The 20,891-nt window shown below is 60.7% G+C and carries 20 protein-coding genes and 2 pseudogenes; 13 read left to right on the plus strand and 9 right to left on the minus strand.

The genetic code is table 11. The features are described from left to right. The 12 genes and pseudogenes from E1B25_RS00005 to E1B25_RS00060 all read left to right on the plus strand — a co-directional run. Positions 1 to 333: pseudogene (locus E1B25_RS00005) on the plus strand (12-oxophytodienoate reductase); the annotation flags it as partial. Positions 334 to 1,105: 772 nt separating this feature from the next. Next, complete coding sequence (locus E1B25_RS00010; RefSeq protein ID WP_245510569.1) at positions 1,106 to 1,375, plus strand: polyketide synthase; 270 nt, start codon at positions 1,106 to 1,108, stop codon at positions 1,373 to 1,375. 197 nt (positions 1,376 to 1,572) lie between these two features. Then, complete coding sequence (locus tag E1B25_RS00015) at positions 1,573 to 2,040, plus strand: copper chaperone PCu(A)C (RefSeq protein ID WP_132826633.1); 468 nt, start codon at positions 1,573 to 1,575, stop codon at positions 2,038 to 2,040. A gap of 3 nt (positions 2,041 to 2,043) precedes the next feature. Then, complete coding sequence (locus E1B25_RS00020) at positions 2,044 to 2,427, plus strand: DUF2946 family protein (protein ID WP_132826634.1); 384 nt, start codon at positions 2,044 to 2,046, stop codon at positions 2,425 to 2,427. A 58-nt stretch (positions 2,428 to 2,485) separates the two neighbouring features. Continuing rightward, on the plus strand, positions 2,486 to 3,211 hold the full coding sequence (locus E1B25_RS00025; RefSeq protein ID WP_245510570.1) for a Crp/Fnr family transcriptional regulator: 726 nt from the start codon (positions 2,486 to 2,488) through the stop codon (positions 3,209 to 3,211). Between the two features lie 350 nt (positions 3,212 to 3,561). Continuing rightward, complete coding sequence (locus tag E1B25_RS00030; protein WP_132826635.1) at positions 3,562 to 3,816, plus strand: anti-sigma factor family protein; 255 nt, start codon at positions 3,562 to 3,564, stop codon at positions 3,814 to 3,816. A 34-nt stretch (positions 3,817 to 3,850) separates the two neighbouring features. Continuing rightward, on the plus strand, positions 3,851 to 4,285 hold the full coding sequence (locus E1B25_RS00035; protein WP_132826636.1) for a DUF6789 family protein: 435 nt from the start codon (positions 3,851 to 3,853) through the stop codon (positions 4,283 to 4,285). Between the two features lie 117 nt (positions 4,286 to 4,402). Next, the gene (locus E1B25_RS00040) at positions 4,403 to 5,149 is read left to right on the plus strand and encodes an acetoacetate decarboxylase (RefSeq protein ID WP_132826637.1); all 747 of its coding nucleotides are present in this window, start codon (positions 4,403 to 4,405) and stop codon (positions 5,147 to 5,149) included. Between the two features lie 19 nt (positions 5,150 to 5,168). Further along, positions 5,169 to 5,951: a 3-hydroxybutyrate dehydrogenase gene (locus tag E1B25_RS00045; RefSeq protein WP_132826638.1), complete on the plus strand. Its 783-nt coding sequence runs from the start codon at positions 5,169 to 5,171 to the stop codon at positions 5,949 to 5,951. A gap of 11 nt (positions 5,952 to 5,962) precedes the next feature. Then, complete coding sequence (locus E1B25_RS00050; RefSeq protein ID WP_132826639.1) at positions 5,963 to 7,042, plus strand: patatin-like phospholipase family protein; 1,080 nt, start codon at positions 5,963 to 5,965, stop codon at positions 7,040 to 7,042. Positions 7,043 to 7,046: 4 nt separating this feature from the next. After that, complete coding sequence (locus tag E1B25_RS00055; protein ID WP_132826640.1) at positions 7,047 to 7,787, plus strand: NAD(P)H-hydrate epimerase; 741 nt, start codon at positions 7,047 to 7,049, stop codon at positions 7,785 to 7,787. A gap of 93 nt (positions 7,788 to 7,880) precedes the next feature. After that, on the plus strand, positions 7,881 to 8,453 hold the full coding sequence (locus E1B25_RS00060; RefSeq protein WP_132826641.1) for a cytochrome P460 family protein: 573 nt from the start codon (positions 7,881 to 7,883) through the stop codon (positions 8,451 to 8,453). A gap of 380 nt (positions 8,454 to 8,833) precedes the next feature. Here the strand turns inward: E1B25_RS00060 and E1B25_RS00065 are convergent. The 7 genes and pseudogenes from E1B25_RS00065 to E1B25_RS00095 form a co-directional block, all read right to left on the minus strand. Then, a pseudogene (locus E1B25_RS00065) lies at positions 8,834 to 9,055 on the minus strand (integrase core domain-containing protein); the annotation flags it as partial. A 26-nt stretch (positions 9,056 to 9,081) separates the two neighbouring features. Then, entirely contained in the window at positions 9,082 to 10,686 is a 1,605-nt protein-coding gene (locus E1B25_RS00070) for a GMC family oxidoreductase (RefSeq protein ID WP_132826642.1), read from the minus strand. Continuing rightward, positions 10,673 to 12,331, minus strand: a complete 1,659-nt coding sequence (locus E1B25_RS00075) for an amidohydrolase (RefSeq protein ID WP_132826643.1) — start codon at positions 12,329 to 12,331, stop codon at positions 10,673 to 10,675. The genes E1B25_RS00070 and E1B25_RS00075 overlap by 14 nt, the downstream gene beginning before the upstream one ends. A 49-nt stretch (positions 12,332 to 12,380) precedes the next feature. Further along, the gene (locus E1B25_RS00080) at positions 12,381 to 13,397 is read right to left on the minus strand and encodes an extracellular solute-binding protein (RefSeq protein WP_132826644.1); all 1,017 of its coding nucleotides are present in this window, start codon (positions 13,395 to 13,397) and stop codon (positions 12,381 to 12,383) included. 34 nt (positions 13,398 to 13,431) lie between these two features. Further along, complete coding sequence (locus tag E1B25_RS00085) at positions 13,432 to 14,235, minus strand: ABC transporter permease (protein ID WP_132826645.1); 804 nt, start codon at positions 14,233 to 14,235, stop codon at positions 13,432 to 13,434. Beyond that, positions 14,232 to 15,155 (minus strand): ABC transporter permease, encoded by a 924-nt coding sequence (locus E1B25_RS00090; RefSeq protein WP_132826646.1) that lies wholly within the window; start codon positions 15,153 to 15,155, stop codon positions 14,232 to 14,234. The genes E1B25_RS00085 and E1B25_RS00090 overlap by 4 nt, the downstream gene beginning before the upstream one ends. Next, positions 15,152 to 16,225: an ABC transporter ATP-binding protein gene (locus tag E1B25_RS00095; RefSeq protein ID WP_132826647.1), complete on the minus strand. Its 1,074-nt coding sequence runs from the start codon at positions 16,223 to 16,225 to the stop codon at positions 15,152 to 15,154. The genes E1B25_RS00090 and E1B25_RS00095 overlap by 4 nt, the downstream gene beginning before the upstream one ends. A 483-nt stretch (positions 16,226 to 16,708) precedes the next feature. On the opposite strand from E1B25_RS00095, the gene E1B25_RS00100 reads away from it, so the two are divergent. Next, on the plus strand, positions 16,709 to 17,650 hold the full coding sequence (locus E1B25_RS00100) for a LysR family transcriptional regulator (protein ID WP_132826648.1): 942 nt from the start codon (positions 16,709 to 16,711) through the stop codon (positions 17,648 to 17,650). Here E1B25_RS00100 and argE read toward each other — a convergent pair. Further along, entirely contained in the window at positions 17,636 to 18,811 is a 1,176-nt protein-coding gene (gene argE / locus E1B25_RS00105) for an acetylornithine deacetylase (protein WP_132826649.1), read from the minus strand. The genes E1B25_RS00100 and argE overlap by 15 nt on opposite strands. Then, complete coding sequence (locus tag E1B25_RS00110; protein ID WP_132826650.1) at positions 18,808 to 20,877, minus strand: oxidoreductase; 2,070 nt, start codon at positions 20,875 to 20,877, stop codon at positions 18,808 to 18,810. The genes argE and E1B25_RS00110 overlap by 4 nt, the downstream gene beginning before the upstream one ends. Positions 20,878 to 20,891: the final 14 nt, after the last annotated feature.

Consider the following 20,891-nt stretch of genomic DNA (forward strand, 5'->3'; position numbering starts at 1 on the left):
TCTCAGCGCCGGTTTTGGGAGCCTGAATTCCCCGAACTTGATGGCGAGGACGGTCTTAACTTTGCCGGCTGGGCGAAAAAGCTGACCGGCGCTGCAACGATCAGCGTTGGATCGGTTGGCCTCAATTCCGACTTCGGCGGTGCCTTCGTAGGCAAAGGATCGCAGACCTCGCCGCTCGACCAACTGATCACCCGGATGGAGAAAGATGAGTTCGACCTGATCGCAGTTGGCCGCACCTTGCTGTCAGATGCGCAGTGGGTGCAAAAAGTACATGACGGTCGCATGGACGAGCTACATGGCTTCAATATCGAAGACCTGCAGACTCTCGCTTGATTACTCCGGCGGGTCAGCACGCTTGGCCCGTCGTTCAAAACAGCAGATGAAATGCCCAGCGCGTTCTGGGTATTTCATCGCAGCGGGTGTCAATCACGGCGACAAAAGGGGCCATTTACCCTCGACGAACCGCTCCGTGACCTGTTTCTTGCAAAGCTCGTCCTTTTGCTGGCACGTGATGTCGGTAATCTGGGAGAAGTCCTCCAGCGCATGGAAGACGCCGCCCATAATCTGGAGTGCTGAGAAAGCGACGCTGCCGGTTGAAGCGGGATGCCGAAAAGGCAGATCGTACCAAGGGCCTCCCGCAGACTGCCTGATAGGAGAAAATCAGCTTCTGTTTGGCCTCTTGCATATATACGCAGCCGCTTCACCAAGTCGTTTTTTCGATCAGGCCAAACCGGCCCTCACCGGCCATTCGGGCCATGCTCGACGAGGGGCCAGAGTCAGCCTAATGCGGACGCGATCCGCATTGTCGTTCTCCCTCCACAATTCCAGCAGGAAGGCGGAGAGCAGTCATTTTCTGCACATGCACGAACGGCCGAAACCTGCGGGCGGCCCTTCTCCCTAAATTCAGAGCCTCCGGCGCGCCAAGTCTTGCGATGCTCTTTCCACAAGTGAGCAGGTGAATCGCCATGCGAGGGGCACTTGTGGTTTTCCCGGGTCGTGCTATCCATTTCCTGTCATGAAAGCCCTGACGCGGATATTGCCCTTGCGCACTCTGGTCGTGCTGCTCGTCGTCGCGTTGTCGACGTCGGGTTTTGCACATCGGTTCATGACGCCCGACAATCAGGCGGCGTTGGACTATGCGCAGTCCTTCGGGCTGGATGTAACTGACATCTGCGGTGGCGTTGGTGGCAAGGGCGCGCAACAGGCCTGTGATGCCTGTCTCCTGCACGCGTCCATGTCCCTGCCGGAGCCAGCCATTTCGGGGATTATCGCAGAGCTTTCGCTCGCCCCCGCAGACTGGGTGCCACATCCGCCTGTCCGGCGTACCCTGACAGCCAAGGCCACGCGCCCGGCACGCGCACCTCCAACAGTCTGACGCCTTTCACCGCTCGTGAATCGCTCGCCCGACGGCCCCGTCGGGAATTTCCAGACTTTGGAGAGACGCAATGAAATCCATCGCCTTTCTCTAAGGCCTGACCGATCAGGCCTTTTTGACCAAGCCGGACCACGCCGACCTGTGGCCCGAAGATCACCCCATCAAGATCAACCGGGCTGCCCCCTGAGAGGACAGACATGAAACGCGCATTCTTCTCCCTGATGTTGCTGGCCACGCCGCTGGCCGCGCATGACCAAATAACGGACGATCTGCACATCATCCATCCGTCGATCCCCGCGCCCATAGCTTCGGCCAAATCCGCCGCCGGCTATGTGACCATATCGAACGAGGGCGACACGCCCGAAGAATTGATCGGCCTGCGCACACCCTTCGCAGTGTCGAGCACCTTGCACACCACGATCTTCGAGGATGGCATCGCCAGGATGCGCCCGCTGAGCGGCGTGACCATTGCGCCCGGCGAAGTGGTCAACATGGAACCCGGTGGGATGCACGTGATGTTCATGGGGCTGACAGGCCCGGCGCAAGAGGGCGACATGATCCCCGCAACGCTGGTCTTTCGCCAAGCGGGCGACGTGGCGATTGAATTTATGGTCGATCCCGTTGACGGGGCCGATCATTCCACGATGGACCACTCTGGCCACTGATCCTTGCATCTTGCGGTCCTCATAACACGCGCGCTGCTGTTTCTGGCGCTGCTCGGCTCGGCCACCGTGCCGACCGGGCTGATGCGCGCGCAGGGGCCCGACGGCATGCGGCTTGTGATCTGCACGCCCGATGGCACCCAGGAGGTCTGGCTGACCAGTGCCGGAGAGGCCCTTCCTGTCGAGGATCATCAGCCCGACAGGGGCGACCATCACGGTTCTAATTGCGTGCAGGTCAGCGTCGCAGGCGCTGAATCCCCGCCACGGATCGGTTCCCTGATCCGCTTGCCGCTTTGGCCCATGGCACCGCCTGCCATCACGGCGCAACGGCCCACCGCCCAAGACTTCCTGACGCGTCATCGCACCCGCGCGCCCCCCGTCCCGGTCTGATCCCTAAACCGGGGGCCGCGCGCCCCTTGTCCCGTGATCCAAGACAAGGACGTTTCTCATGAACGCGATGATCCAACCATGGGCCACCAAGGCCCTCTATCCGGGTGCTCAGAAACAGCCGCGACCTGCGCTGTTCCAAGGGCTGACCCGCCGCGAAATGAACCGCATCCGGCACGGCTTTTGCGAAGACCAGTACACCCGTGGCGAGCCTGTCCTGTGCGACCCGATCGAGATGCCCTTTGTCGGCTTGGTGCTGTGCGGTGCTCTGCGCGAAGACGTGCGCGATGCCCAAGGTGAGCGCCGCCTGTTTGCACTGACTTTTGCCGGGGAGTTGCTCTCGCCCTTGGGTCCGCAGCGCATAGGCGGACAGCTGTCCGCACTCGAAGAGACGGTGCTGCTGACCTGCGACCGCACCGGCTTTGATGCATTGGTGGCGGACATCCCGCACCTGCGCCTGAACCTGCTGCACCTGTTGCAGGGCCAGATCGCGGCAACACATCGCTGGCAGACCCTGCTGGGCCGTAAGAGCGCATCGGAGCGCGTGGCATCGATGCTGGCATGGTTCCATGCCCGACACGGAGGGAAGGACAAACTGCTTTTGCCCGTCAATCGCGCCGAGTTGGGGCAGATGTCCGGCCTGACACTGGAAACCGTCTCGCGCCAGATTCACGCACTGAAAAAAGCCGGGGTGATCGCAGTACCACAACCGACCCACATCCATGTGCTGGACGCCGACGCCCTGCACGCCCTGACCGGCGATGCGCCCGCGCGGCGCGCTGCCTGACCCTTTCATGCCAAACAGAGAGACCATGAAACTTGTTCTGACCACCCCCCTTGCCGCGCGGATGAGCACTGCCGCTTGGGCCGAGAGCCACCACGCAGATCGCGCAAATCGGCGTGGTGGCGGGGAATGGATCGTACCCCTCTTGGTCATAAAGGACCGTTGCCGAGTATGGTCGCCCCCGCGTTGTCTTCGAACCTGAACGGAGACCTGGGCTTCGGGCCCGGTTGAGCCTGCGGCTATCGCTTGATCGGATCAGCGGATGACTGTTGAACAGATGAAGATGTTTTTTTGGGTGACCCTGTAACGAAGTGCGGCCTGAGCTGTCCTGTCTTCGTGAAGCACGACAATGGATGAAGATAATGCTGACCTGCCGCGACCTTTCTCATCAGGCTGACGCTTTCCTCGATGGCGAGTTGGGGCTTTGGGATAGGCTGCGCATCCGTCTGCATCTGTCGATGTGCAATGGCTGTGCCCGGTTCATGGGCCAGATGCGCACCACGCGCAGCTTGGTCAGGCCCGAGGCAGTCGTTGCGGAGACCGGGGAAGACGCCCGGATCGACAGCATTCTTGCCGCGCTTCACACGAAAAATCCGTCCGACGGCTAAGACAGCCTCGTGACATTTGTGAAGGACCAAGGAAATGACAAATCTGAAGAACGGCTTCCTGGCCGGTTTCATTGCTACGGCCGTATTGTCGATAATGATGGTCGCCAAGACCATGATGGGTGTGATGCCCGCGCTTGATGTCGCGGCGATGATCGCCATGATGATGGGCGCGCCTGTCATCATCGGCTGGCTGGTTCACTTCATGATCGGCACAGTGGCATGGGGCGGCGGCTTTGCGGTGCTCTATGGTGTCATTCCCGGCGGCAATGCCATCGTCAAGGGAATCGTCTTCGGCGTTGCTGCCTGGCTGGGCATGATGATCATGGTCATGCCAATGGCCGGAGCTGGCTTGTTTGGCATGAATTTCGGGATCATGGCACCGATGATGACGCTGGTCCTGCATATCATCTTCGGTGCGGTGCTTGGCGGCGTCTTTGGCGCCCGCGGTCCGGTCGCACTCGCGCAGTGACCCTTCTTCCCGTGACCGGTCAAGGTCGCGGGGCCCCCAGAAGTTCAGGCCCGGATTCTGCGCGCGCCAGCCGTGTGCACAATCGTGGTCTCCCTGCCGCCCAACGGAAAGCCCGCCATGACACCCGACGATATACATGTACTCAGCGCCATGCCCCCTGCCAATCCAAGTTACCCGAGGGGGCCATACCGGTTCATCGACCGCGAATATCTGGTGATCACCTATCTGAGCGACCCTGATGCGATCCGTGCGATGGTGCCGGAACCGCTGACCCCGGACGGCAGCGACCAGGTGCATTACGAATGGATCAACATGCCCGATAGCACCGGGTTCGGAGCCTATCAGGAATCCGGTCTGGTCATCCCCTGCCTGCTGAACGGCGAGCCGGTCAATTACACCGCGATGATGTTTCTCAACGACGAGCCGCCGATCTCGGCGGGGCGCGAGATTTGGGGGTTCCCCAAACGGTGGGGCGAGCCGAAGCTGGAGGTGCGCACCGATACGCTGACCGGAACGCTGCATTATGCGGGCGAGCGGGTGGCGATGGGCACCATGGCCTACAAATATCAGGACCGGATGGCAGCTGACCCCGCCAAACGTGGCGCGCATCTGCGCAAGACGTCGGTCAACCTCAAGATCATTCCCTGCGTGACCGGTCATCAGCGGGTTGCCGAGTTGGTCGCCTACAACCTGACCGATATCACCATGCATTTTCACTTTTCCGGCCCGGCACGGCTGCACCTAATCCCGCACATCAACGCGCCTGTCGCCGACCTTCCAGTCCTGAGCGTGGTCGAGGGCCGGCATTTCAAGGCTGACCTGACGCTGCCCTATGGCCGCATCGTTCACGACTACCTTGCCTGATTTCCCGAAAGGAATTCCCATGCCAACCACCAGAACCGCCGTTATCACCGGATCGTCCAGTGGCATCGGCCACGGCATCGCCGAGGGCCTCGCTGCCGCCGGTTACAACATCGTGCTGAACGGCATCGAGCCTGCCGAACAGATCGAACCCGCGCGCAAGGCGCTGGAGGATGCACACGGCATCAAGGCGATCTACTCGCCCGCCAACATGTTGAAACCCGACGGCGTGCGCAGCTTGATCACCGCCGCCGAGGCTGCCTTTGGCCAGGTCGATGTGCTGGTCAACAACGCCGGTATCCAGTTCGTCTCGCCCATCGAGGATTTCCCGGATGAGAAATGGGAAGCGATTTTGTCGCTGAACCTGTCGGCGTCGTTCTATGCCACCAAGGCCGTGGTGGCGGGCATGAAAGCGCGCAATTGGGGGCGGATCATCAACATCGCCTCGGCGCACGGGCTGGTCGCCTCGCCGTTCAAATCGGCCTATGTGGCGGCCAAGCATGGCATCGTCGGGCTGACCAAGACGGTCGCCCTCGAGGTTGCGGAACATGGCGTGACGGTCAACGCCATCTGCCCCGGCTATGTCTGGACCCCGTTGGTCGAAAAACAGATCCCCGATACCGCCAGGGCGCGCGGCATGACCGAAGAGCAGGTGATCCGCGACGTTCTGCTGGCAGCTCAACCGAACAAGAAATTCGCCACGGTGGAGGAACTGGCCGCCCTGGCCGTGTTCCTGTGCAGTGATGGTGCGGCGTCGATCACCGGGACGGCCTTGCCGGTCGACGGCGGATGGACGGCCCACTGATGGAGAAAACGATGAAAGTTGTCAGCAACACCACGAAGCCGCGTAAACCCAGCGATAACCGCAAACGCATCAACCTCGCCTTGCAGGGCGGCGGCGCCCACGGTGCCTTCACCTGGGGCGTGCTGGATCGCATCCTGGAAGACGGGCGGCTGGAGATCGATGCGATTTCCGGCACCTCGGCCGGTGCAATGAACGCTGTTGCCCTGGCGGACGGCTTTACTGCCGGTGGAGCCGACGGCGCGCGCGAAAAGCTGGAGGACTTCTGGCACACCATGTCTGAAGGCGCGAAGAACAGCCCGATCAAACGTGCACCGATCGACGTGATGATGGGAAACTGGAGCCTTGACCGGTCGTGGGGCTATCACGCGATGGATGCGATGACGCGGATGTTCTCGCCCTATCAGCTGAACCCGATGAACATGAACCCATTGAAGGATGTGCTGGAGGCTTGCGTCGATTTTTCCTGCGTTCAAAGCTGCAACAGCATCAAGCTTTATATCTCCGCGACCAATGTCGAGACCGGCAAGGTCAAGGTCTTCGACAGCCACCACTTGACGTCTGACATGGTGATGGCCTCGGCCTGTCTGCCGAACGTCTACCAGGCGGTGATGATTGACGGCGTACCCTATTGGGATGGCGGATACATGGGCAACCCGGCGTTGTTCCCGTTTCATACCGGCAGTGACTGCGCCGACATCGTGGTCATCCAGATCAACCCGGTGGAGCGCAAGGGCGCCCCCCGCACACCGCAAGAGATCCAGAACCGGCTGAACGAGATCGCGTTCAACTCCAGCCTTCTGAAGGAACTCAGGGCGATCGATTTCGTGGATCGTCTGATCGACGAGGGCAAGTTGGACGAAACCAGGTATCGGCGCGAGCGCATCCACATCATCGAGAACCAGGACGCGCTTATCCCGCTGGGCGCGTCGTCGAAGATGAACGCGGAATGGGCATTCCTGACCCATCTGCGCGACCTGGGGCGCAAGACGGCGACGCAGTGGCTCGACACAAATTTCAACGACATCGGGGAACGTTCGACGGTCGATCTGCGCGCCATGTTCATGGGCATCGGCCCCCAGCACCAAGGGTAGGCCGATGACAGGCACGGACGAATTCGGCTTTCCCATCGCCCGGGGTTTTCCGACGATAGACACGCCTGGCATGGCGCAGGTCGATCTGCTGATGGTTCAATTCTACGGGATCAGCTTGCCACAGATGATGGAAAACGCCGGGTGCGCGTTGGCGCTTGTCGCGCGGCGTCGGTATCTGCCGGGCGATCTTGCGGACCGGCATGTCGTGGTGCTGGCGGGGTTCGGCGGCAACGGCGGCGGCGCGATGGTCGCGGCGCGGCGGCTGGCCGGCTGGGGGGCGCAGGTATCGCTGGTCCCGTCTGGAAGCGCGGATGCCCTGAAAGGCATGCCGGCGGATCAATGTGCCATACTCAAGGCCATGGGCATCCTCCCTGGAGAGGTGCCGCGCATGCCGCCGGATTTGATTCTTGATGGGCTGATCGGCTATTCCCTGCGTGGTGCCCCGGAGGGCCGGGCCGACGCGTTGATTGATTGGGCCAATCGACAGGACGCCCCGGTCCTGGCCCTGGATGTCCCATCGGGTTTTGATGCCATCAACGGAACGCCCCATAACCCGTTCATCCGCGCGGATGCGACGCTCACCCTTGCCCTGCCCAAAAGCGGCCTTCAGGATGGCGGCGCGGCCAACGCCACCGGCGCGCTCTATCTGGCCGACATTTCGGTGCCACCGGCGCTCTATCGGCGGCTTGCCCCTCCCCTCGACGTGCCCCCGTTCCTGGACGGAGACATCATGCGGCTGCTGTAGGCGCAGATGCACACGCGTTCGTGACATCGGGCCGCGTAACAATGCCGCCTCCCAATTGTCCCGATCCTGTTCAACCTTGAGGAGGAGACAATCATGAAATTCGAACTCGGCGGTATTATACTTGCGCTGTCACTGGGAACTGCCGTCACCGCACAGGACATGCCGCCGCTTTCCGGCACCCCCGATGATGTGGCCTATGCCACGGAAATCTGGACCTATCTTGAAGCGAATGGACTGGCCGGACCGGATCGGATCCATACCGCACCCTACGAAGGCACCGACCCGCACGGCATGATGCTTGAGACCTTCTATACTATGGGAGCAGTCAACGGGTATTCCGGTGATCTGGTTGTCAAGAACAACTACGGCCCAGAAGGCGTCAGCGCCGATGAGGTGCTTGCCGAACCCGCTGCCCATCTTGCGGCAATTACCGTCATGTTCCGCCGTGAAGACGGATACTTGGCCCAAAACCAGAACTGGTTCTGGGCCAAGTATCTTCCCGATGGCACGCTCAACATAAATGCGGTGAAGATGCCCCTGGCAGGACGGGTCGCCAAGGGCATGGACGAGGGCTGCATCTCTTGTCACGCCAACGTCGGCGGCGATGACCTGGTCTTTACCACAGACCACTACGCCCGGAAATCCATCAACCGCGCGGAGGGATGAGGTAATCGCAATCTTAGCATCACTTCTGATGGGCGCCATTCTTGGCTTCGCAGCCCATCGTGCCGGGCTGTGTACCGTCAAGGCCGCTGCGGAAGTTCTTACCTCGCGCCGTGGCCATTTTCTGTGGTGTCAATCGGCATGCAATCCTGACCCCCTATCGGCGCCCAAAAATGACCCCTTTATTTTGCGCAGGGGTAGCTGGCCCGATGCGGTGTAGCCATCACACAGCGCAGCCGCGTCGGGCCANGCATGGCTTCAATATCGAAGACCTGCAGACTCTGGCCTAATTACTCCGGCGGGTCAGCACGCTTGGCCCGTCGTTCAAAACAGCAGATGAAATGCCCAGCGCGTTCTGGGTATTTCATCGCAGCGGGTGTCAATCACGGCGCCAAATGGGGCCAGGTCCGGGATGTCTTTAGCGCCGCCGGGACGTTGTTCCCGATGGCGCTGTGCGGTCGTTCTTCGTTGTCGTCTCTACCGTTGCCCGGCAGACGAATGCATGCGTTCGCTGAGCAAGGCCAAGCCCCCTACTTCTCGGCGGTGTCTTCAAGGCCCATAAACCAATGAGCGTTCAGGCACTCCGCGCGGAACTTGCCATCGAAGGGGCGTTGAGGATCCCTCATGCGCTCTACGCTGCGCGCTCGCGCTCCACCATGCGGGCGCATTTCTCACCGATCATGATCGTGGGCGCATTGGTGTTGCCCCCGATCAAGGTCGGCATGATGGAGGCGTCGGCGATTCGCAGGTTTTCCAAGCCATGAACTTTCAAACTGGCCGGGTCGACGACCGACAGGCTGTCGCGGCCCATCTTGGCTGTGCCGACAGGGTGATAGACGGTCAGCGCCTCGGCGCGCAGATACGACAGGATTTCCGCGTCGCTTTGCACGTCTGGTCCGGGAAGAACCTCGCGCCCTTTCAGATCTGCCATGGGCTTTGCCGCGAATATCCGGCGCGCCAGCTTTATGCCCTCCACAAGGACCTCTGCGTCATCCCCTTGAGAGAAGAAGCGGTGGTCAATCATGGGCACCAGTTCGCCACCTTGACGATTGATGGTAATCTCGCCGACCGACTTCGGACGCAGCACGCAGGTATGAACGGCAAAGCCGTGGCCCCACTCGACCAGCCGTCCGCGATGGCTGCGATATCCGGGGACGAAATGGAACTGCACGTCCGGGAGGTTATCGGCCAGCGGTGTCCGGGCGAAGCCACCTGCCACGACATAATTTGTCGACAGCTCGCCTTTTCGCCCGGCGGCAAAGGCAAAGGGGGATGCAAGCAGGCGACGCCAATTGGCGAACGACAGCCCCAGCGTGCGTGCCGAAGGGCTACGCACGGTGATCATGCCATCGACGTGATCGCGCAAGTTCTGCCCGACACCTTCCAGAGGATGAACGACGTCAATCCCGGCCTGCTGCAACACCCGCGCGGGCCCGATGCCCGATTGCATCAATGCCATCGGTGTCCCAATCGCGCCCGCACTCAGGATGACCTCCCCACGGCACTGCACCTGAAGCGGCTCGCCGTTGCGCGACAGGGCAATGCCCGTAACCCGCCCCTGATCCACAAGCATCTGGCGCAGCTCGGCATCGGTCCAGATCGTCAGGTTCTTGCGCTGCCGCACGGGTTCCAGGAACGCGTTATAGGAAGAAAACCGGATGCCGTTCTTTTGCGTGACATCATAAACACCCAATCCCAACTGCGAGGCACCGTTGAAATCCGTGGTATGCGGAAGTTGAAGCGTCTCTCCGGCGGCAATGAACGCATCGCAGACGGCGTTTGGGTCCTTGGGCCGGCTGACATACAGCGGGCCGTCTGTCCCGTGATATGCCGGGTCCTGACCGATCGTGTTCTTTTCGAGATCCTTGAACACCGGCAAGACGTCAGTCCAGCCCCATCCCTCGCACCCGAGATCCCGCCAGTCGTCGTAATCCTGTGCCGCACCGCGAATATAGAGCATCGAATTCATCGACGATGATCCGCCCAGCATCTTGCCGCGGTTGACGGGAATGCGCCGGTCATTCAGTTCCGGTTGGGGTGTGCCGACATAGCCATAGTCAAAGCGCGGGCGGCCATACATCGCCAGGATACCGGCCGGAATCTTGACCCGAGGATCGTTTTGCCCCTTACCGGCCTCGACAATGAGCACACGGGTCTTGGGGTTCGCTGACAATCGGTTGGCCAGAACGCATCCGGCGGACCCGGCGCCAATGATGATATAGTCAAAAGTTTGCATTTTCGTCCTTATAGGTCACCCGCCCGTCACAGATCGTCATGGCGACAGTGGCGGCGCTGGCGGATTGCGCCAATCTATCGAGGTCGCCGTCGATCAGTACCAGATCCGCCGCCAGCCCCGGCATCAGCGCACCGCGATGCGTTTCGGTGAAATCGGCATAGGCCCCGCCCGTGGTATAGGCTGCCAGACATTCATCCAGCGTGATCCGCTGGTCGGGCATGTCGTCATCCCAAGGTGTGCGGGTCAGCGCGCAATGAATTGCATACAGCGGTGAGAGCGGAGACACCGGCCAATCCGTGCCAAAGGCCAGTGGCACGTCGCGATCCCGGATCATCCGCCACGGGAACGCCGTGCTCCAGCGCCTGCGTCCCATGATCGTCGTCGTCGGCTCCAAGGGAAGCCCGGCAGACCCCGGTGGATGCACCGGCTGCATTGACGCGGCGATCCCCAGGGGGTTGAGGCGGTCGAGGTCCTCTGGCGTGATCGTGTCGATATGTTCGACCCGATGGCGGGCATCGCGGGGGCCATTGGCGCGGGCGGCGGCCTCATACCCGTCGATGGCCGCGCGCACTGCCCCGTCGCCGACAGCATGGGTGGCCACCTGCAAGCCACGCCTATCGGCCTCGATGCAGATCGCGTTGAAGATTTCCGGTGCGATCAGCGGCTCGGAGCGAAAGCCCTCACGCCCGGGGTAGTCGGTGACGGTCAGCGCCGTCCAGGTGTCATAGACCCCGTCGAGGAACATCTTGATGCGCCCGAAATGCAACCAGCCCGGCACCTCCTCGCCGAATTGATCGATCCGTTCGACACCAGCGACCCCGTCGCTTTCGACCAGCTTGAGCGGCAGGCTCACCCGCACCGGCATGTCGCCGGCAAGCGCCAGATCCCGCATCACCCCCGCCTGATAGGGATTGCCGTCCATGTTCACCGCGCTGGTGATGCCATGGCGCGCGCAATACTCCCCAGCCATGCGGATCAGGCCGCGGTCATAGGCGCACGCCTCTTCGGATTCAGGATCAAGCCCCTTGTTGTCCAGGCTGTCACGGCCTTTCAGTTTGGACAGGTGTTGAACAAGGTTCATCGCCGCGAATTCGCGCAGCTCTCCCGTGGCAAGCCCGTCTTCGCCCATCACGACTTCGGAGCCCGGTTCAAGGTCAGCGCCCTGCAGAACCCCGGCAAGCTCAAGCGCGCGGGTATTGGCCCAAGCGCAGTGCATGTCGACGGAATACATGAAGATCGGCCGCTCCGGGCTGATCTTGTCGAGCAGGTGCCGGTCGGGGCGCTGGTCTTCACCGAAGATGGTGTAGTTCGCCGCAAAGCCCGAGAGCAGGCCCGCCCCCGGATTGTCCTTGATGAAGGTCCTGAACGCGGCGCAGACGGCATCGAAGCCGAAGACCTCGCCAAGGTTCAGCATCGACAGGGTGGCACCGCCCGTGAAAAGGTGAAGGTGGCTTTCGATGAAGCCGGGAAGAAGCTCGCGTCCGCCCGCATCAATCGTTCGCGTCCTCGGTACGGTCAAAGCGCGGATGTCGTCATCCGTTCCCAGCGCTTCTATGATTCCGTTCCGGACAGCAACAGCCGTCGTGCCAGGCGCGGCAAACAGCGGGCGCACCCTGGCGTTCAGAATTACAAGATCCGCTTGCATCTGGTTCTCCGTAGGCAATGGCGGGGGCCGCGTGGCCCCCGCAGGTCGATTATTGCAGCAACTGGGTCCAGACCCGTGTCACCAGATCCTGCGCCTTGGGGCTACAGGTGCGCGACATCTCAACCGGTACCGTCGGGTAGAGCGCCGGAGCGTTCTCCTCGGTGTACTTTTTCTCGGAGTCGATGATCGTCATCGGAGAAGAATGCGAATAGAAGTTCATCTCGATGGTTGCGTTTTCGGGGGTCGAGATGAACTCGATGAACTTGATCGCATTCTCGCGGTTCGGGGCCCCATTCGGGATCACCATGCTGTCGATCCAGCCAACCAGCCCTTCCTTGGGCATCGCGTATTCCAGCGGCGCGCCGTCGACGATCGCGCGCACGACCTCGCCATCCCACCAGAAGTGCGACGCGACCTCGCCCGAGCCAAGCCGACCCGCGATATTGTCCGAGGAATAGGCCGCGACATGTTCCTTCTGAGCCATCAGAAGATCCAGCACACGCTTCATCTCGTCGGGGTCTTCGGAACAGAACGGTACGCCGAGATAAAGCTGCGCGGCGCCGACAACTTCATCCGGATAGGACAGCATGGCAATACGGCCGGCAAGATCGCCTTCCGGTTCGAAGAAATACTTCAAGCTGTCGGTGGGGCCGTCATACTCGGCAGTGTTCACGGCAAAACCCGCCGTGCCATAAGCCATCGGAACGGAGTATTCTTGGGTCTCGTCCCACCACTGGTTGCGGTACTGCTCTTGAATGTTCTCATACGCAGCAAGAGCGTTGGCGCCAAAGTTTTCGATCAACCCCTCGTCGATCATGATGCGCAGAAAGTGCTGCGACGGCACGGCGATGTCATATCCGGATGAGCCGGCCTGAAGCTTGGTCAACAGGTCTTCGTTGGATGTGTAGCCGTCCACATTGACCTGAACGTCATATTCCTCCGAGAATTTTTCGATCAATTCCGGCGCGATGGAATCCGACCAGACGTAAAGGTTCAGCGATCCTTCGGCCATCGCCGAGGTGCCCATACACAGGGCGATCGCCGTTGCTGTTTTGAATTTGGTCATGTTCTTTCTCTCCTGTTGATGTTTTCGTTGAGACTTATTTGCCGTCGCGCTGACCGCGTGCCGCGACCGACAGCGCGACCGTCGCCAATATCAGCGAGCCGATGATGAGCAGGGTGGCAATGGCGTTGAGCTCTGGCGACGTCCCCACCCGGATCAGGGAGAAGATGTAGACCGGCAGCGTGGTTGTCCCGCCTGAGCTGAGCATGTTCGAGGTGATGAAATCATCCATCGAGATCAGGAAGGCGAGCATCGCACCAGAGAACAGCCCCGGAAAGATCAGCGGCAGGGTCACCCGGCGGAACACGGTCCAGCGCGAGGCGTAAAGATCGGTTGCCGCTTCCTCGTAGTCCAGCGACATGCCCTGAAGCCGCGCACGGATCGGCAGGAAGGCGAAGGGCGTGCAAAAGGCCGAATGCGCGATCACCAGTTTGAGCATGCCGTTCTGCACCCCAACCAGCGAAAACAGGATCAACGTTGCCACCGCCAGCACGATCTCGGGCAGAAGCAGCGGCAGGTTCACCACCGTCTCCGATAATTTGCGAAAGCGCACGTTCCTGCCCCGGATGATCGACAGCGCCGCCAGAAGGGCGATCGTCGTGGCCACCACGGTGGCGATGAAGGCCACGGTCAGGGAGGTCTTGAGCGCAGACATCAGCGCGTCGTTTTGCAGCGCGGAGGCGTACCATTTGAACGAGAATTCGGTCCACACGCTGGTGATGCGGTTGGCGTTGAACGAATAGAGGATCACGACCAGCAGAGGCGTGTAGAGATAGACAAAGAAAGCGATGCTGATCAGCCCCAGCCCGGGATAGCGCTTCACGTCATGATGCTTGCTCATGCCTCGGCCTCCTTGCGGGCGCTGCGCAGGGCGACGGCGATCAGGACCAGCATCACGACAATCATCAGGGTCATGGCGATGGCCGCGCCAAAGGGCCAATTGCGGCCGCCGCCGAATTGCAACTGGATCAGCGAGCCCATCATCATCTGCTTACCCCCGCCCATCAGGATCGGTTCAAGAACCGCACCAAGTGCCGGCACGAAGACAAGGATCGCCCCCGATGCGATGCCCGGGGCTGTCAGGGGCAGAATCACCCGACGCAGGGTCGTCCAGCGGTTGCCATAAAGATCATGCGCCGCCTCGATCAGGGGGCCGTCCAGCTTTTCGATGGAGGCGAACACCGGCAGGACCATCAGCGGAATATAGGTATAGACCATCGCGGCCAGCGTCGCGCCGTCGTTGTACATCAGCGTCATGCCCGAAGGCGCGCCAAAGACTTCAAGGAAGCGCGGCAAAGGGCCGTCCTTGCCCAGAATGATCATCCACGCATAGACCCGCAGGATCATCGACATCCAGAACGGCAGGGTCACGAGGAAGACCAGAAGTGACTTGCGGTTTCCCGGCTGTCTCGCGATCCAATAGGCAACGGGAACCGCAAGGAGCAGACAGAGAAGGGTCGTCACGCTCGCCAACAGGATGGTCCGCAAGATGATGCTCAGATACTGCGGCGTGAACTCCATCTCGCCAGTCCAACCTTCGTTGAACAGGATCTGGCGATACCCCGACAGATCGAACCCCCAGTCAAACCCGCCATAAGCGCCCCTGACGGCGACAGAGACTGCGGCGATGATGAAGATCGGCAGGATCAGCGCAAATCCCATCAGGGCCCAGGACGGCGCAAGCCCCAGATACGGCAGGTTGATGCGGCGGCGCCGTTGAACCCGCGTCGCGCCCGTGGGATTTTCCGATGTCTCGCTCATGCTGCGAGAACCCGCGCAGAGCCTTCGATGAAGCCAACATGCACGGTGCTGCCGACCGAAATCATGTCGCCTTCGCGCGAGGCATTGCGCCGCGAGGCCCGAATTTCGACACCACCGACCGATAGCTGGTAGTGGGAATAGCCGCCCAGATAATGCTTCTTCACCACCTCGGCCTGAAACGCGACGCCCTGGGCCTGATCCCCGAGATTGAGCTTTTCCGGCCGGATCGACAGCGTCGCCTTTCCCGGCAACACATGCGTCGAAGAGGGGACGCTGATGACCTGACCAAATGGCGTACGCACCGTCGCGGTTTTCTCCGTCGATTCAAGCACTTCAACCTCGAAGAAGTTCGTTTCTCCAACAAAGTCCGCGACGAACTGATTGGACGGCTCCTCATAGATCTCGGATGGGGTGCCGATTTGCTGAACCTCACCACTGCCCAGAACCGCAATTCGGTCGGACATGTCCAAGGCCTCTTCCTGATCGTGGGTCACGAAAACAAAGGTGATACCGGTGTCGCGCTGAAGCGTGCGCAACTCGTCGCGCATGGCTTGCCGCAGCTTCAGGTCCAGCGCCGAAAGCGGCTCGTCCAGCAGCAGAACTTCGGGTTCGGGGGCGAGCGCACGGGCCAACGCGATGCGTTGACGCTGTCCGCCCGAGAGCTGCTCGGGTTTGCGGTTCGCAAAAGCGCCCATATGCACCCGCTCCAGCATTTCACCCACCCGGGCGGTAATCCGCGCCCTCTCCCACCCCAGATTTTCGAGGCCGAAAGCCACGTTCTGGGCAAGCGTCATATGCGGGAAAAGCGCGTAACTCTGAAAAACCGTGTTCACGCGCCGCTTGTGCGGGGGGATATCCACGATGTCCCGGCCGTGCAGCAGGAACTTGCCCCTGTCGGGGGTCTCGAACCCGGCGATCATCCGCAGCAGAGTGGTCTTGCCACAGCCAGACGGCCCGAGCATCGTGAAAAACTCGTTCTCCCTGATTTCGAAATTGACCGAGCGCAACGCTTGGTATGACCCGAAATTTTTTGAAACGTCGATCACTTCAACAGCGTTTTGCTGGCTCATTCAGTCTTTCCCATAGGTGGGGGCGCGCCCCGGTCTTGCAGTGCCCTCTGGTACGAGCGGCGGTGGTGGCGAATAAACGTCATGCCAATCCCGCAGGTAAATGAGCACTTGCAAAAGTGCTGGTTAGGGCGTGCCTAAGCGACCTGAGGGACATGGCACGAACCCGACTTAACCAATTGAAATACAAAGATATAAAATGGTATTTTGTAGCTTGACGCAGCCCCTCATGGAACTACGCGCCATGAGCCGCCGGTTAACGACGCCTAAAAAACAGACACCAGTTAAGAAGTGCTGTATTCGCAAGCAAGGCGGGATGATCTTGCGCCGTTGCAAGTTCAAAGCCGTTGACGGGCAGATTGCCGCGCAGCCACCCTTGCAGGTGGCTTGGACCGGAACTACCACGGGTTCGCAAATCACGGGGCAATCGCAACGACGGCGCGAAAAGCTCACCGAACGCGCCCCTTCGCAAAGGCTACGATAGAAATGCCACTACGCTTCACCCTTAGACAATTGGAGTATTTCGTTGCCGTGGGCGAAACCGGCAGCATTGCGAGCGCATCGCTACAAGTGAACGTTTCTTCACCGTCTGTTTCGGCGGGGATCTCCCAGCTTGAGGAAGAACTGGGTGTTCAGCTCTTCGTGCGTCACCACGCCCAAGGGCTGACCCCGACCGCGGCAGGTCGCGAGATACTTGACCAGGCGCAGTACGTGCTGCGACAGGCGGGCGTTATCAGCGATCTGGCCGGCGACCTGTCAGGCAGCGTGCGCGGTTCTCTGGCCATCGGCTGCCTTAGTACCTTTGCCCAAATCGTCTTGCCCGGGTTGAGGCAAAGCTTTGTGCAAAAGCACACGGACGTCCGCATAACCCAGACCGAGACCGATCAATCGGGTCTTTTCAGTCTTCAGCGGCAAGCCAAGATAGACCTTGCCCTGACCTATGACCTGGATCTTCCCCGAGATCTGACGTTCATTCCCGTCCTCGAATTGCCTCCGTTGGTCGCGCTATATGAAACGCATCCTCTTGCACATCTGCCGGAAATCTCGATCGCCCAACTGGCCCCACATCCGATGGTCCTGCTCGATCTCCCCCACAGCGCTGAATACTTCCTGTCGTTCTTCACCGATCACGGCCTACGCGCGAACATTGCAGAGCGGACCCGGGACATGGCGGTGATGCGCGGTCTGGTCGCGAATGGTTTTGGCTACTCGATCATAAACGTGCGTCCACAGAGCGATCAGGCGCCTGACGGAAAACCCATCCGTTTCGTCCCGCTGTCAGGCAGGCAGCGCCCGATGAAACTGGGCATCCTCACCAGTGTCGGATCAAATCGCACGCAGTTGCTCAATGCGTTCATCGCGCACACGCAACGCTGGATCCAGGATTACGCGGATACGTTGCTGCTCGCCCCGTCAGCGCGTGACTGACGGGCCTGAGATCTCGGCGGCCAAGCGGTCCATCATCGCATCGCATTGTCCGAGTTGTGCAAGCGTTACGAATTCGTCCGCCTTGTGCCCCTGCCCCTCCATGCAGCCAGGACCGCAAACGACAGTGGGAATATCCATTCCCGCGAAAAAACCCGCTTCGGTCCCAAAGGCGACCTTGGTCAGATCGTCAGAGCCGCACAGCCGCGCAACGCGCTGAACGGCACGATGACCTTGCGCGATTTCCAAACCGGGGTAAGTGTTGGTCACCTCGATGTCGATGCCGACTTCCGTGAACCGGTCGCGAAACGGGGCGCAGAGCCGATCCGCTTCAACCGCCAAACGGTCCACGAAATCTTGCAGCGTGTCTTTCGGAAGATGGCGCAGTTCGAATTCAACGACCGCCTTTTCCGGCACGATGTTGAGCGCCGTTCCGCCTTGGATGGTCCCAACGTGAACAGTGCTATAGGCCACATCATAGGCGGTGTCTTGCACGCCCGACCTCTCATACTCGCCCTGAATGGTCCGCAGCGCCGTGATGAAATCGGCCGCCAAATGCAGCGCGTTGACATAGTTTGGTGCCAGCGCTGAATGCCCTGAAACCCCGTGAAAGGTCGCACGCAGCGCCGCCTTGCCCTTGTGCCCGGTCGCGGGTCTCATCGACGTCGGCTCCCCCACGATGCAAAGCTCAGGCGCCCAGCCCAACCCCTCGAAGGCGGGCATCATCTTGCGCACGCCCTGACACCCGATCTCTTCATCATAGGAGATGATCAGCATCAAAGGCACGTTCAGCGCATCTGCATTCACCCGCTGCGCCAGCGACAACATCGCGGCAAGATATCCTTTCATATCGGTCGCGCCACGACCAAACACCCTGTCACCGTCCCGCGTCATCTCGAATGGGAACCGGGTCCATGCCTGCCCCTCGACCGGCACCACATCGCTATGCGCCGAAAGCAGCACCCCTCCAGATCCGCGGGCCCCCATGCGTGCAACGAGACCGGATTTGGCGAGCTCGGGATCTGGGAGCCTTTGGGTCTCGAACCCGGCCTCCAGCAACAGGGTCTCGGCATAGTCGATCAGCGCCAGATTGCTTTCGGCGCTGACCGTGGGAAAGGAAATCAGACGCTTCAGGATCTCAAGCGTCGTCTGATGCGGTGTCATTGTGCGGCCAGTTCCGTGATCTCCCGGCGGAATGGCAGGTCATCGCCGATATCCTCACCGTCCAGCTCACGCGCATAGCGGTGGCCGGCATAGGTCGCCCAGGCAATCGGCCCCGAAGCTTCTGCGTCGCCAAAGATCTTGACCGACCGGATGCCCGCATCCGCCCAATCCGCCTGACGCGCGCTCAGGTCATGGAACAACTGGTCGTTGCCGGTGCGCGAGGCGACCATGACGACGGCGTCACATTCATAGGCGCGGGTCTTGCCCGTATAGACACAGTTGCTCACCACATGATCGGTCCCGATTTCCGCAACGCCGCGGTTGAGCACGATATCAACGCCCATCTCATCCAGCTTGGCGTGGATTGTCGCTTGCTCGAGCGTGTTGTTGGTCCAGTCCGAGACATAGGCCGACGGTGTGATCAACGTCACCTTCGCCCCCTGTTTGACCAGCAATTCAGCCAGCACGCCGCCCATGTAGTAATGGTCATCATCAAAGATGACCACATTGCCCCCCGGCACCGTCCCGTCCATCAGATCATCGGGGGTAAAGACCTTGGCCCCTTCCGCAATCGGCATCGGCACCACATGTTGTCGGGCAACCCCATCGCGCCGCCAAGTGGACCCGGTCGCGATGGCGACGTTCTGAAAGCCGAATTCAAGGACACTCTCGGCATCCAACGCGCTTTCACGGTAGATCTCGACATTCGGACGCTGCGAAAGCTGATAATCGCGGTAATCCACCACGCGGCCCCAGGCCGACAGGCCGGGAAGCGCGCGTTCGCGGGTCACCCGCCCGCCGATCACAGTGCGGGCCTCGGCCACCGCCACGTCATAGCCACGTCGGCACAACGCCCAGGCCGCCTCAAGCCCCGCAGGGCCCGAGCCGATGACCAGGGCGTTTTCGCTGTCCCCCTTGGTGTTCATGTTCTCCGGGTGCCAGCCCTTGCGCCATTCTTCCATGAAGGTCGGGTTCTGGGTGCAACGGCTTATCGACATCGTCATGTCGCCGGTAATGCAGATGTTGCAGCCGATACATTCGCGGATATCCTCGATGCGGCCTTCCTCGATCTTTTTGGGCAGGAACGGATCCGCGATGGAGGGGCGCGCGCAGCCGATCATGTCCAGCGTGCCGGACTTGATCATCTTGACCATGACATCCGGCGAAGTGAACCGCCCAACGCCGACGATGGGCTTGTCGGTGAAGTCGTGGATCGCTTGGACAAGGTTGAACTGTGCCGCCTCTTCCTTGAAGCGGGACGGGCCAGAGCAATCCTCCCAAGCCCCATGGGCAAGATCCCAGATATCGGGCAAATCGCGGTTCATCTCGATAAAGTCGCGCACCTCGGCATTGGAAAATCCAAGATCGCCGATCGTCTCATCCAGTGAGACACGCATCGCGATGGCCATCGTATCACCGACTGCATCGCGAATATCAGCGACCACCTCGCGCGCGAAGCGCGAGCGGTTTTCAAGACTGCCGCCATATTCATCGGTGCGGTGGTTGGTGGCCCGGCTCAGGAAGTGCTGGAAGATCCCGAACCCGTGCGCGCCATAAAGGTTGAGCAGGTCAAAACCCGCCTCTCTTGATCGCTTTGCCGCGTTCACAAACCATCGGCGCAGATCGCCGATCTCGCTTTTCGACAGCGCACGCGCCTGAACCGGGTCATTGGTAAAGGTGCGGATCGGCAGCGCGGAGGGCGCAAGCGGCACCTCTTTGGAATAGAGGTTGGGGCCGTTGATTCCGGAATAGGCCAACTGGATGCCTGCCAGCGCGCCGTGTTCCTTCATCTTTTCCGACATTCTGCGCAGCTGCGGGATGTCCTTGTCCTCCCACAGACGCAATTCGATGAAGGGTGTGATTTCCGAGCTGTGGTGCATTTCGCACTGTTCGGTAAAAATCACGGCCCAGCCGCCTTGGGATTTGATGCCGCGCATTTCTGCCGCGGCAGAGGGGTCGCGATAGCCGCCGCCGTTACAATGCGGCACTTGATAAAAGCGGTTCTTCGCGGTGTGCGGACCGATCTTGATAGGATCAAACAGAATGTCGTAGCGGGCGTCGCGCATTTTGGTCTCCTTCG

It is taken from the genome of Antarcticimicrobium sediminis (genome assembly GCF_004348975.1).
Taxonomy (GTDB): domain Bacteria; phylum Pseudomonadota; class Alphaproteobacteria; order Rhodobacterales; family Rhodobacteraceae; genus Antarcticimicrobium; species Antarcticimicrobium sediminis.